The 12,003-nt window shown below is 70.9% G+C and carries 17 protein-coding genes; 16 read left to right on the top strand and 1 reads right to left on the bottom strand.

Translation table 11 applies throughout. The features are described 5' to 3' along the window. Positions 1-4: 4 nt before the first annotated feature. The 11 genes from ABZ016_RS24030 to cutA all read left to right on the top strand — a co-directional run bounded on the left by ABZ016_RS24030 (position 5) and on the right by cutA (position 7,231). Positions 5-187, top strand: coding sequence for a hypothetical protein (locus ABZ016_RS24030; protein ID WP_356918711.1), 183 nt, complete (start codon positions 5-7; stop codon positions 185-187). Next, on the top strand, positions 184-693 hold the full coding sequence (locus tag ABZ016_RS24025) for a hypothetical protein (protein ID WP_356918710.1): 510 nt from the start codon (positions 184-186) through the stop codon (positions 691-693). Before ABZ016_RS24030 ends, ABZ016_RS24025 begins: the two co-directional genes overlap by 4 nt. Then, complete coding sequence (locus ABZ016_RS24020; protein ID WP_356918709.1) at positions 690-1,808, top strand: hypothetical protein; 1,119 nt, start codon at positions 690-692, stop codon at positions 1,806-1,808. The genes ABZ016_RS24025 and ABZ016_RS24020 overlap by 4 nt, the downstream gene beginning before the upstream one ends. After that, entirely contained in the window at positions 1,805-1,975 is a 171-nt protein-coding gene (locus tag ABZ016_RS24015) for a hypothetical protein (protein WP_356918801.1), read from the top strand. Before ABZ016_RS24020 ends, ABZ016_RS24015 begins: the two co-directional genes overlap by 4 nt. Beyond that, complete coding sequence (locus ABZ016_RS24010) at positions 1,972-2,295, top strand: hypothetical protein (RefSeq protein ID WP_356918708.1); 324 nt, start codon at positions 1,972-1,974, stop codon at positions 2,293-2,295. Before ABZ016_RS24015 ends, ABZ016_RS24010 begins: the two co-directional genes overlap by 4 nt. A gap of 2 nt (positions 2,296-2,297) precedes the next feature. Continuing rightward, positions 2,298-2,510: a hypothetical protein gene (locus ABZ016_RS24005; protein WP_356918707.1), complete on the top strand. Its 213-nt coding sequence runs from the start codon at positions 2,298-2,300 to the stop codon at positions 2,508-2,510. An 80-nt stretch (positions 2,511-2,590) separates the two neighbouring features. After that, a complete protein-coding gene (locus ABZ016_RS24000; protein WP_356918706.1) occupies positions 2,591-2,803 on the top strand; it encodes a hypothetical protein in 213 nt (70 codons plus the stop codon). Continuing rightward, the gene (locus ABZ016_RS23995) at positions 2,796-2,969 is read left to right on the top strand and encodes a DUF6257 family protein (protein WP_356918705.1); all 174 of its coding nucleotides are present in this window, start codon (positions 2,796-2,798) and stop codon (positions 2,967-2,969) included. Before ABZ016_RS24000 ends, ABZ016_RS23995 begins: the two co-directional genes overlap by 8 nt. An 84-nt stretch (positions 2,970-3,053) precedes the next feature. Continuing rightward, the gene (locus ABZ016_RS23990; RefSeq protein ID WP_356918704.1) at positions 3,054-5,135 is read left to right on the top strand and encodes a cell division protein FtsK; all 2,082 of its coding nucleotides are present in this window, start codon (positions 3,054-3,056) and stop codon (positions 5,133-5,135) included. 1,146 nt (positions 5,136-6,281) lie between these two features. After that, positions 6,282-6,848, top strand: a complete 567-nt coding sequence (locus tag ABZ016_RS23985) for a hypothetical protein (protein ID WP_356918703.1) — start codon at positions 6,282-6,284, stop codon at positions 6,846-6,848. Between the two features lie 56 nt (positions 6,849-6,904). Beyond that, positions 6,905-7,231: a divalent-cation tolerance protein CutA gene (cutA, locus tag ABZ016_RS23980; RefSeq protein WP_356918702.1), complete on the top strand. Its 327-nt coding sequence runs from the start codon at positions 6,905-6,907 to the stop codon at positions 7,229-7,231. Position 7,232: 1 nt separating this feature from the next. Here cutA and ABZ016_RS23975 read toward each other — a convergent pair whose 3' ends face one another. Further along, positions 7,233-8,201: an XRE family transcriptional regulator gene (locus ABZ016_RS23975; protein ID WP_356918701.1), complete on the bottom strand. Its 969-nt coding sequence runs from the start codon at positions 8,199-8,201 to the stop codon at positions 7,233-7,235. Positions 8,202-8,727: 526 nt separating this feature from the next. On the opposite strand from ABZ016_RS23975, the gene ABZ016_RS23970 reads away from it, so the two are divergent. From ABZ016_RS23970 to ABZ016_RS23950, 5 genes are all read left to right on the top strand, one after another. Further along, the gene (locus ABZ016_RS23970) at positions 8,728-9,318 is read left to right on the top strand and encodes a DUF6415 family natural product biosynthesis protein (protein ID WP_356918700.1); all 591 of its coding nucleotides are present in this window, start codon (positions 8,728-8,730) and stop codon (positions 9,316-9,318) included. After that, positions 9,315-9,722, top strand: coding sequence for a hypothetical protein (locus tag ABZ016_RS23965; protein WP_356918699.1), 408 nt, complete (start codon positions 9,315-9,317; stop codon positions 9,720-9,722). Before ABZ016_RS23970 ends, ABZ016_RS23965 begins: the two co-directional genes overlap by 4 nt. 95 nt (positions 9,723-9,817) lie before the next feature. Then, complete coding sequence (locus tag ABZ016_RS23960) at positions 9,818-10,357, top strand: CYTH domain-containing protein (RefSeq protein WP_356918698.1); 540 nt, start codon at positions 9,818-9,820, stop codon at positions 10,355-10,357. Between the two features lie 60 nt (positions 10,358-10,417). Next, on the top strand, positions 10,418-11,497 hold the full coding sequence (locus ABZ016_RS23955; protein ID WP_356918697.1) for a radical SAM protein: 1,080 nt from the start codon (positions 10,418-10,420) through the stop codon (positions 11,495-11,497). Positions 11,498-11,655: 158 nt separating this feature from the next. Further along, positions 11,656-11,964: a hypothetical protein gene (locus ABZ016_RS23950; protein WP_356918696.1), complete on the top strand. Its 309-nt coding sequence runs from the start codon at positions 11,656-11,658 to the stop codon at positions 11,962-11,964. The last annotated feature ends 39 nt before the right edge of the window (positions 11,965-12,003 follow it).

Genomic DNA, 12,003 nt, shown 5'->3' with positions numbered 1-12,003 from the left:
CCCCGTGCGCCGCCCGACCGAGGTCGCCGCCATCCGCGCGGCGGCCCGGTCCGCCCGGCGCCTCCCCCCTGTCCCCGCCCTGATGGCCGCGCTGCTCGTCGCGAACGAGCGCCGCGACCGCGAGGGCGTCTGCCTCGCCGCGCACCGTGCCGTGCGCGCCGCCGCCCCGGAGGTGGGCGAAGCATGATCCGAATCGTTCGTACGAAGACCCTGCGCACGCTGCACGCCGGTCTCACCGAGGCCGAGACCGCCACGGCATCCGCCCGCGCCGAGGCCGAACAGCACCGGAAGGAAGCCCGAACGGCCGCCGACTCCGCGATCCGAGCCGAGACCGCCCTCGAAGACCTGCGCACCGAGCACGCCCGCACGGTGACCAGCGCCGCCCGCAACGAGGGGGAGCTGGAGACGCTGCGCGCCCAGGTGCTCCTCGACACCGAGGACCGGGCCGCCCTGCGGATGCTGCTCCGCACCGCCCGGAAGACCGCCACGGCGCAGCAGCACGTGTTCGTCCTGATGCGCCGCGGTGAGCTCCACAGTGTCCACCCCAGCCGGGAGGACGCCGAGAAGGCCGCCGAGCGCGACGGCGCGCACCCCGACGGCTGGCTTACTCAGGGCGCCCCCGGCACCGACTGCCACGCCACCGAGGTGGCCTGGCGTATCCAGCCGATGCCGCTGGCAGGGGAGGCGCGATGAACCCCCGTGAACTCACCCGCGGTCAGGCCCTCGTCCTCGGTGCGGCCGCCGCCGCCATGGTCGCCGTCGGCGTCGCTGGGGGCATCGGCACCTACGGCAACGCCGTCTCCGAGTTCCACCGGCAGGCCACCGCCGCCGGCGTCGTCGCCGCGGGCGAGGGCCTCACCGTCATCCTCGGAATGGTCATGCTCGGCCGGACCATGCTCGGCATGTCCTCCCCGGCCGTGGTCCGGGCGGGCATGTGGCTCGCCCCCGTGTCTGCCGCTTGCATCGGCGTCACCATCGCCAGCAGCCCACGCGAGGCCGCGGTGTACGCGGTCACCCCGCTCGCCATGTCTGGCGCCGCCGAGGGCCTCAGCTTCATCGCCCGGAGCATCGTCGTCTACCGCACCGGCGTGGACGCCGAGACGCTCCGCCGCAACGCCGATGCCGCCCGGCAGCTCGCCCATCACCACGCGGTCGCCAACGGCCATCCCGGGGCGTGGAAGCGACGCATCGCCGTCCGGCGGTACTGGAGCCTGGCGAAGCACGTGGGCGTGGGCGACGCCGAGCTGGGCGCCGGCCTGGTCGACGTCCAGCGTGTCCGCGTCCGCGGCGGAGCTGATGCCGCCCTTGCTGGCATGTACGGCCAGGCCGTCACTGCGGCTGTCGAGGAGGCGCCCGCACCGACCCGCCCGGCCTCCGCCACCGAGGTACTGCGCGCCCGCTTCGCTGAGATGGACCCGGCTGATGCGATCCGCCTGGCACATGATGCGCGACCTGATGCTGCCCCGGCCGAGCTTGCCCACCTGCTCGGTACCTACGGCGTACCGGTGGACGCCGTCGCGGTCGCCCTGGTCCTCGGGCAGCGGCCCCCGGAGTACGAGGTGCATCGACCTGATGCGTCCGCGCATCAGCAGGTCAACGCCCTGGAACCGGTGAACCTGCAAGGCGCCGTCGAGGAAGCCGCATCAGCTCTCGGCGATGGCGCATCACCGCGCGAGATCGCCGAGCACATCGCCCAGCACCGGCGCCTGCTGGTCGACGAGCCCTACGTGCGCACCGCCCTGTCGCGGGCCGCGAAGAAGCCCCAGCCGGAGGCCCCGGCCAAGCCGATGGAAGGGGGATACGCGTGATGCGCTACCTGATGCTCGGCGTCCTGCTCGGCCTGCTCGTCACCTTCCCGCCGGTGCTCGCCGTCGTGGCCGCCATCGGCACGGCCCTGCTGTCCCAGCCTCTGCTCGTTGCGTTCGCCCTCGGTGCCGTAGCCCGCCCGCACCTGCCGAGGGGGTGGGCACGATGACCGAGCCGACCCCCCTCGACAAGGCCGAGGCCGCCGTCGCCAAGGCCGAGAGCAACTCCGACGTGCTGGCCCTGGCCATGGCCGCGCTGAAGGTGGCCCAGGCCGCCCAGGCACAGCAGCCCGCCGCGCGGCCGGCGTGCGAGCACCAGCACAAGCCCGGCCGGAGCACGGGCGAGTGGCTCGCCCTCGCCTGCGCCGTGTGCATCGGCGGCGTGGGGATCGCGTTCGCCTCGATCGCCATCGCCATCGGCGGCATCTCCGTCGCAATCCTCGCCCTCGTCCTGCGCTCGATGTGGCGCGACTACCAGAAGGGACGCTGACCATGGGTTTCTTCCGCCGCACCGAGACGGCGTCGGACGACGACGCCCGCACCAACCGGATCCTTCAGGGCGTCGAGGACGCCTACGCCGCCCGCACCGGCGACCCGGTCGACGGCGGCCCGCTCGACGAGTTCGAGGAGACCGTCCTCGGTGCCGCCGTCCCGGAGCACGGCACCACCTACCCCCCGCCCGGCCACGGCTACCCCCGCCGCTGACCTGGCCCTTCCGTCCCCCACGGCCCGCCCGTGGGGGAGCGGTGGGGCCGGACAGCCCGGCCCACAACCTGGAGGAACCCGTGAACCACACCAAGCACATGAACTGCGCCGACGAGGCCCTGCTCCGCGCCGAGCGCCTCGCCGGATACGCGGAGGACGCCGCTCACAGCCACAACGACCGGCACCGGGCCGAACCGCTCGCCGCCGTCGGCGCGCTGTGGGCGGACATCGCCCGCACCCACGCTGCCCTCGCCGACGCCCTGCCCGAGGAGACGGAGACCACCGATGCCTGAGCCCGAGGTGAAGCTGACGCTCAGCGAGAAGGCCGCCATCGTCCGCCTGGAGGTGAAGGGCCTGCGCCGCGCGGCCGCCGGCATCACCCACCAGCCCGACATCGACCGCGGCATCGAGCGCATCAAGGAGAAGGCCCGCAAGCGGGCCGCCAGCAGCAAGAAGTAGCCGCGCCCCGGGGCGGCCGTCCACGGCCAAGCGACCGGCCGCCCCGGGCCCCGGACCGCCACAAGAACGACCGGAGAGACCAGCGTGACGGACACCGTCGTACCCGCCAACGCCGAGGCCCCGAGTACACCCGCACCTGCCGTACCCGACCAGCCGGATACGCCCGTACCCGTCGACAACCCGAAGCTGCCCGCACCGGGCGTCACCGACGAGAAGCGGCGCCCGATCCTGCCCGCGTGGCTGAAGGACCGCACCGAGTTCGCCACGACCACCCGCCACACCGCGAACCGTCTCGGGTACGCCGCCGCCTATCACGGGCTCCGGGCCCCCTGGTACGCCGTGCAGTTGGCCGCCATGTCCCCGCGCGGCGCCTGCCGCTTCGTCGCCGAGACGAACCGGTGGATGTGGGACCGCGAGGCCGCCCCGCTGCGCGACCACGCCGTCCGTACCGAGGACGTCGACGAGTACCTGCACCTCGCCCGGCTCCGTGGTAACCGCGTCCGCCTGCGCGGCCTGATCGTCGTGGTCGACGCCGTGTTCGGCCTCGGATTTGCCCTGTGGCTGTACGTCATGGCCCCCGCCTACCTGTGGGTGTTCGCGGCCGGCGCCGTCCTCACCCTCGGCTACCTCGGCCAGCAGCCCGACGCCCCCGTCATCGGCCCTGCCGTGATGCGCACCGAGCTGCAGAAGCTCACCGGCACCATCGTGCTGCGCGGACTCGACTCCATCGGCAACCCGAAGATCTCCGCCGCCATCAAGAAGGGCGGCGACATGGACGGCATGCGCTTCACCAGCGAAATCGTCCGCGACGGCCCCGGCTACCGCGCCGACCTCGACCTGCCCTACGGCGTCACCCCCGACGACATCATGGAGAAGCGCGAGCAACTCGCGTCCGGCCTGCGCCGCAAGGTCGGCTGCGTCTGGCCGTCCGGCGACCCCGACGAGCACGAGGGCCGCCTCGTGCTGTGGGTTGGCGACCGGCCCATGAACGAGACCACGAAGCCCGCTTGGCCGCTGCTGAAGGACGGCCAGGTCGACCTCTTCAAGCCCGTCGTGTTCGGCAACGACCAGCGCATGCGGTGGGTCGAGGTCACCCTGATGTTCGCCTCGATCGTCATCGGCTCCATCCCCCGCATGGGCAAGACGTTCCTGCTCCGCCTGCTTCTCCTCATCGCCGCCCTCGACCCGCGTGCCGCCCTGTACGCCTTCGACCTCAAGGGCACCGGCGACCTCGGCGCCCTGGAAGCCGTCTGCCACCGCTATCGGGCCGGTGAGGAAGACGACGACATCGAGTACATCGTCCAGGCGCTCCGGGAGCTCAAGGAGGAACTGCGCCGCCGGGCGAAGGTCATCAAGGGCCTGCCGCGCTCCCGCTGCCCGGAGTCGAAGGTCACGCCCGGCCTGGCCAACGACAAGAGCCTCGGCCTGCACCCGATCGTCATCGGCGTCGACGAGTGCCAGGTCGTCTTCGAGCACGAGAAGTACGGCGCCGAGATCGAGTCCATCTGCACGGACATCACCAAGCGCGGCCCGGCCCTGGGCATCATCGGCATGTTCGCCACCCAGCGACCCGACTCCAAGTCCCTGCCCACCGGCATCTCCGCGAACGCGGTCCTCAGGTTCTGCCTCAAGGTCATGAACCACCAGGCCAACGACATGGTCCTCGGCACCGGCATGTACAAGGCCGGCATCCGCGCCACCATGTTCTCCCGCCGCGACCTCGGCATCTGCTTCCAGTCCGGCGAGGGCGACGACCCGCGCATCGTCGCCAGCTCCTTCGTCGACGCACCCAAGGCCGAACTGGTCGTGACCCGGGCCCGGAAGATGCGCGAGGAGTACGGCAACATCACCGGCCACGCCATCGGCGAGGGTCCGTCCGCCACCGTCGGCATGGACGTCCTCAGCGACGTCCTCCAGGTCGTGGCCGCGACCGAAGAGCAGGTGTGGAACGAGCGGGTCGCCGCCCGGCTCGCCGAGCTCCGGCCCGACGTCTACAGCGGGTGGACGGCCGCCAACGTCACGAGCTCACTGAAGCCCTGGGCAGTCGTCATCCGCGACGTGTGGGGCGAGACCGACGAGGGCGACAAGGCCACCCGCCGCGGCTTCCGCAGGGCCGACGTCGTCGCCGCCGTCACCCGCCGTGAGGCCGACAGGCTCGCGGCCTGACCCACGAACGGCCACTAGGCCTAGCAGACCGCCCTGCTAGGCCTAGCAGCCCCGCTAGCACCAAATCCTGCCTCTGAACAGGCGCCTAGCGTCTAGCAGGGGCCACCCGGGAAACGGGAAACACCCACGATCCGAGGGGAGGACACCTCATGTTGGTCGCTATGGCCGCGCTGCTGCTCGGGCTCGTCGGTTACGCGCTGTTGTGCGCAGTGAAGCCGTTCGCTCCGTGCCGCAGGTGCCGGGGGACGGGCGAAATCGAGCGGTTCCGAAAGGCGCGGACCTGCCCCCGATGCCGCGGGAAGAGACTCCGGCTGCGCGTCGGCCGGCGTGTGCACAACGCGTGGCGCCGCACGCGCGAGGCCGGAAGCCGCTGAGGCCTCCTGTGGCGGGGCCGACCTTTCAGCCGATCTGTCGAGCGACCCACCAAACCAGGCGCGATGCCCACATCTGCAACCAGCTCAGGGCAAGGATAGACACGGCGGAACCGGCGAACACGACCCCCCGTCGCAGCAAGATACTGAGCCTGGTTAGACCCTCCTCAAAACCGGGTGCCCACGGAGCGGGGGCGAGTCGCCTCACACTCCACACCCAGAGGCCAGCGAGAAGACCGAAGGTCGCACCGAGCGCCGCCCAGTCCTCGACGGGGTCGTCGGTGGGAATCCAGATCCAGGCCGTAACGGCAAGACCAAGACCCGCCAGTGTCAGACCTCCCGTTTCCCCCGCCAACTCAGAGAGCGATGTGTGCGCCGCAACGAGGCGTTGGGGCGGCTGCCCGCGCACGGTCTGAAAAACGTCGATCGCTGGACCCATCGTGCTCGTGCCGTACGCCATTGCCAGGACGAACTCCCAATAGGAACGAGACACCGCAGGCTCCCCTTCCTTTGAGGCGAAGGATGTCGTAAATGGATCTTTCGACACCACTCGCCACGCGGGACGTCCGCGAGAGTGCAGCCCGTCCTGCGTCCTCAGGATCTCCGCGACGACATCGGCGTGGTCATCACATGGCGCGGCCGCCTCGGGCGCCGAGAGCAGTGGACTTACCCTCTGCTCTGACCCCCGCCGGGGTCACAACACGGCCACATGGCCCACATGGTGCCTTCACGGGACGCATGATGCCCTCTCGACATACAGCACCCTGGGGGGACCATGCGCACCCGCACCATCACCACGGCCGCCATCCTGCTGCTCGCCCTGACCGCCTGCGGCAGTGACAACGAGCCGCGCGCCACGGAGACGGCGAGCAAGCCGACGGCACCGAAGAGCACGCCAGACGCAAAGCCCAGCCCCGCCGAGCCCCGGGCCTTCGGACAGGAGTTCACGCTCACCGACGACGGCATGACGATGGGCATTACGGTGCTCGGATACGAGCAGGACACCTTCCACCCGCAGACCTCAGCCGACGAGGAGTTCGGCACGAAGGGCTACACCTGGGCTGCGGTGGAGATCAAGGCCTGTCTGAAGAAGGGCACGAGCGGGGTGACCCGGTACCCGTGGGCGCTGGCCTACGCGGACGGGGCGCGGATCGAGCCGAGCAGCGTGACCTATGGGGACTTCCCCAAGCCTGAGTACCCGTACGAGGCAAAGATGAAGGCCGGCGACTGCGTCCGCGGGAAAACCGTGTTCGCCGTGCCGACCAAGCAGCGACCCGAGCGCGTGCTGTACGTGCCGGAAGCGCTGGATACCCCTGCCGAGTGGAACGTCCCGAAGGCATAGGCGGCCGTCTCCGTGGGCCGGCGGCCTGCCCACTGCCCGTGGGTAGGCTCCCGCGCATGACTGACTTCGTGCAGGTATCCACAGCAACGGAGACCCGAGAGCAGGCGGTCGAGCTGGCCCGATCGGTCGTCCAGGGCAGGCTCGCCGCAGGCGCCCAGATCATCGGGCCCGTCACCTCTGTCTTCTGGCACGACGGAGAGTTCGGCACCGGTGAGGAGTGGCAGCTGCTGCTGAAGACCCAGCAGGGCCGATACGCCGAACTCGAGGCCCACCTGCTGAAGCACCACCCGTGGCAGAACCCGGAGATCGCGGCCGTGCCGATCGTCGCCGGGTCGGAGGCCTGCTTGCAGTGGCTCGCCGCGAACACCACGCCCACCGAGTAGCTCAGCCGTGCGTCCTGTCCAGGACCTCGGCGACCGCGGGCAGGGCCTTGTAGTCGCTGAGCCGATGCAGGACGGGCGTAAGCCTCTGGCGTGGCCGGACGGATGCTACGCCGGAGGCAAGGTCGAGTGCGCGGCCGGTGACTGCCGCCGCCTGCTCGACCTCTCCGGCCGTCAGGTACGAGTCGGCGAGCCACGACAGGTACAGGCTCTTGTCCCGGGCGTGCGCGTCGTCGTACTGGGCGAGCGCGGCCTCAAGCACGGGCACGGCTCGCAGTGGCCGGCCCAGTTCCGTCCAACACCGACCCGCCATGATCTGTAGTTCGGTCTGGTCGACCCACGCCACCCAATCCGGCTGTCGGTGGCTGCCCGCCTCGGCGAGCGCCGTCTGGGCGGCTTCCAATGCCTGCTCGGTCTCGGTGTCGCTGCCCGCCACGGCGTGCGCCCACGCGAGCCGCTCGTACAGCAGGGCACGGACCCCTGGGGCCGCACCAGGACCTGCCTCATCCACGGAGCGGGAGGCGATGTCGACACCGGCCTGCCGGTCACCGTTGACGGTCTGGTAGGCGAGGAACGCGAGCGCGTTGCCCGCCAGCTCGGCGTCTCCCGCGTCGACCGCGGCCTCGCGGCTGGCCTCGTACAAGCTGGTCGCGTCCTCGTGCTGGCCGCCGTCGAACGCCGCCCAACCGGCCTGCTGCGCCTGCTCGGCGAGCACAGAGAGCAGGGCCCGGCCGGTGTGCTCGGTGTACGTCGTATCGCGCAGGAGCCTCTTCGTGGCCGCGTACTCGCCGAGGTAGACCCGATACGTGTCGCCCCCGCCAAGGACGTCGTCGAGGCGACGCAGCCGCGCCGTACGTGCCCTCAGCCGCTCGGGGTAGTCGCCTCCAACCCGACTGCCCACCTTCGGCCGCATCAGCTCCGGCAGGCCAACGGCGAGCCCGGCCCCGGCCTTGACGAACCTCCTGCGCTGCACTTCCCCTCCATCCGAGTCGGGGCCAGGACCATGTGCGGGAGGCGTTCGGCGCAGTGAGGCCGCCTCCCATGGGCGAGGGGCCAGGCCGAGCACGCGGCCCGGAATCCGTAAGGCATCTGCAATCTGCACGATCTTCTCGAACGTTGTCACGCTTCCCCGGCCGCGCGCCAGAAGGCCGACGCGGTCCGGCTTCATGTCGCACTCAGCAGCGATCTTCGAGTAGCTGATCCCGGCCTCAGAACGCGCGAGACGGAACACCGTGCCGAAGTCGTGAGCTGCGAGCGCAGCCCTCATATCCGCCCGCTCAAGCAGGACCCTCGGCAGTGCAGTTGGCGGCTCGTAACCGGTCATCTATGGCCCCGTCACACCGTGTGTCTCGCTGCAAGAAGAGCAGCCTACCCATCATGGGGATACCCCTCGGCGGGAAGCCAGCAGCCAGACGGAGCTGACAGGTTGAGGCGTTCAGACCCCGGCGGCCTGGCAGGGCCCCGGGGCGTGGTCAACGCTGCTGAGGAGCGCCGACACCATGCAAGCTACCGTCAGAACGACCGCTGCCGAAGACCGGCCAGACGTCGCCACGATGCGCGAGACCGCGCACCACGTGCTGGGACCGGACAACGTCCCCAACGCCGTACCGCCAGCCGGTGAGGAGCTGGACACGCTCACCGCCGCGCTGCGCGGTCACATTGAGCTGCTCGTGCCCGAGGTCGAACGGGCGGCAAGGCGGCTGCCGGAGAATGCCCCGACCCGCTCCAGCGCCCTGGCGTGCGTCGGCGAGGCCTCCAGCAAGCTCCGTGCGCCCGAGCTGGGCTTTGCCGTACTGGCCGGCAGCGTCATGTACGCCCGGCGACTCGCGCGCGTCCTGGTCGCCCTGTGCGACCACTACGAGACCGTCATCGCGGGAGTCGAGCAGACACCCGAGCAGGCCGCGTTCGTGCGCCTGGCAGAGCACTGCCTGACGTGCTCGACGTGCCGGGCCATGGACGACCAGGGCGTGAACGTTGGCCTCCTGTGCGAGGAAGAGACCCGGCTGTACGAGGAGTACCGGAGGGCCCGGGGGCGCGCGGCCGCGGCCCGCCGTGTCGGCCACGGGCACCGTGCGGAGGTATCGGCATGAGCACCGCCGAGACCGAGGACGCCACGCCCGAGGTCACCGACGAGCTGCCGAGGCTGTGTAAGCAGCTGGTGCGCACCGCGAAGTCGTCACGCGTCCGCGCGGCCGTGCAGGCGCTGGCGGAGGAGCAGACGATCCTGTCGGTGCCGGCCGTCCGCCACGCGCTCGTCGTCGACACCAGCCGCGGTGCGGCGGCCCGCTTCGAAGAGCTATCTGGGCTTCAGTACGGGCTCGGCCTCGACGAGCAGCAGCGGGTGTTCCTCAGCTTGGTGCTGTCCATGGTCGGCATCGGAATCACCACCCTCGCGTCCGTTGAGGACCTCGACGACCGCCGTCTGCCGATCGTCCTCCGGGCGATCATCCGCCTCGCAGGCAACGACACCATCGCCGTCGGCACCCGCCTGTAGCCCTGCCTCCCCACGGAGTGAACGCCCGCCAGCGCACAGGCCCCTACGCTGCACGGTCGTTGAGACACCAGCAGCGACCAGCGATCGGAGACCCCGTGGCAGGCATTGAGTTCGAAGCGAAGGCCCTCGACATCGACCCCGCGAAAATCGTGCGGCTCATCACCGAGGCCGGCGGCGCCTGCACGGCCGGAACGCGCCTCATGCGGCGGTACGTGTACGACACCATCCCGGCCATCCCTGGCCGCTGGGTGCGGCTACGCGACACGGGATCCGACGTCACCCTGTGCGTGAAGCAGATCACGACGGACGCCGTCGACGGGACCCACGAGACCGAGGTGACCGTCGACAGCTTCGAGGAAGCCGCCGCGCTGCTGCGCCTGTCCGGACTGACGCCGCGCGGCTACCAGGAGAACCGGCGCACCTCGTACACCCTCGGCGCCGTCCGCCTTGAGATCGACGAGTGGCCCCGCATCCCGCCGTACCTGGAGATCGAGGCCGACGACGAACCACAGGTGTGGGAGGCCGCCGCCGCGCTCGGCATCGACCACGACCAGCTCACATCGATCAACACCACGAAGGTCTACGCCCTGTACGGCATCGACCTGGACTCCATCGCCGACCTGCGCTTCGAGTAGGCCGGCGCCCGCAACACCGGCCGGGGCGCCTAACCCCGGCCACCCGGAGAAGGGGGCACCATGCACGACCTGAGCGACGTGCCGGTGGAAGTGAAACCCGACCGCACCCTACGAGTGAAGATCATCGACGCGTGCGGCCTCGCCTGCTCGTTCTGCCACAACGAAGGAACACCCGTCGCCGCACCAGGCCGCACAGGACGCGTCTCCATCTACCTCCGCACCAACGGCGCCGACTTCCTGCCCGCCCGGATCGCAGCCGACGCCGACTTCGCCATGGCCCTCGCCGCTGTGCGTGGCAGCCTCCCGACGAACGAAGTGCACTTCACCGGCGGCGAGCCCACTCTGCACCCCGACCTGCCCGGCCTGATCACCATCGCCCGACGACTCGGACTCACAGTCGGGCTCACCTCGAACGGTGAAAACGGCGCCGCAGTCCTGCCCGCCGCCGCGGCCGCCGGCCTCGACCGCATCAACCTGTCCGTGTTCGGCACCACCCCGGCCGAGCTCGCTGCCGTCCAGGCACCGCGGCTTGCCTCGCCGAAGCTCGCCGAGCGGAAGCTGGCCGCCCTCGATGCGACGATCGAGACGGCGACCGCGCACGGCATCAAGGTCTCCGCCAACATCGTGGTCCCCGACCGCGGGCACGTGGAGCGGGTGCTACGCATCATCGAGCGACACGGCCGCTCTGTCGTGGTCCGGATGCTCGTGTCGCTGGAGGACGGAGGCGCCTCCCTGGCCGCTATGCAGGCTGTCGTCGACCACCTGGGCGCCGTGCCGGTCCGCCGCATCATCACAGCCGGGGCGTCCGACCAGCGGGTGCGCTACCGACTTCCGGACGGGCGCACGCTGTACGCGAAGAGCATCCGGCCCGTGCGCCTGCCCGAAACCTGCACCGACTGCCGGTTCAACAACCCCGACGACTGCCAGGAGGGCTACTACGGAGTCCGGATGTACCGCGCCGCGGACGGACCGTTCATGGTCGGCGTGTGCATCCAGCGCATGGACCTGTGCCTGTCGCTCGGCGAGTTCGTGATGAGCCAGCGCTGCCGCGAGGTCGCGACCTTCCGCGACGACGAAGCGGCGCGGCTGACCCGTCTGCACGCCACGCCGGCAGCAACCGGCGGGCCACACCCCGGCTGACCACGGGCCCGGGGCCGCCCCCACAGACGCCCGCCCGTCCTCAGAACCCCCGCCCTAGTGGCGAGAGGGCGGGCGGGTCACCGCCTCTCGAGAACCCCGTACGGACGGGCTGCGCTTCCGGCAGGATGCTCGCGCAATCGCACTCCCAGGGGGGAACCATGCGCATCCGAACCGCTGCCGCGGTGGGCCTACTGGCCGCCGCACTCACCGCCTGCCAGCCTGGCGCAGACGACGCCACACCTGCGCCCACCGTCACGGTCACGGAGGCCGCCAACGCGAGCGCCGCGTGCCTCGCTGGCCTCGTCGAGGCGTACCCGAACCTCGACCCGGCGACGCCGATGATGGCGCAGGTAGACGAATGCGGGGCCCTCAGCAGGCAGGAGCAGAGCGACGTCTTGCGCGTGCTGCAGGAGTACGACGACGCCCAGCAGGCCGCTGTCGATGCGGCGACGGGCGACGAGCCGTAGACACGCCTGAGGGGTGGGCACTGACGCCCACCCCTCGAT

The sequence above is a fragment of the Streptomyces sp. NPDC006372 genome (assembly GCF_040612515.1).
Lineage (GTDB): Bacteria > Actinomycetota > Actinomycetes > Streptomycetales > Streptomycetaceae > Streptomyces.
Note: the sequence above shows the minus strand (reverse complement) of the source record. Positions and strands in the feature narration are given on the sequence as shown.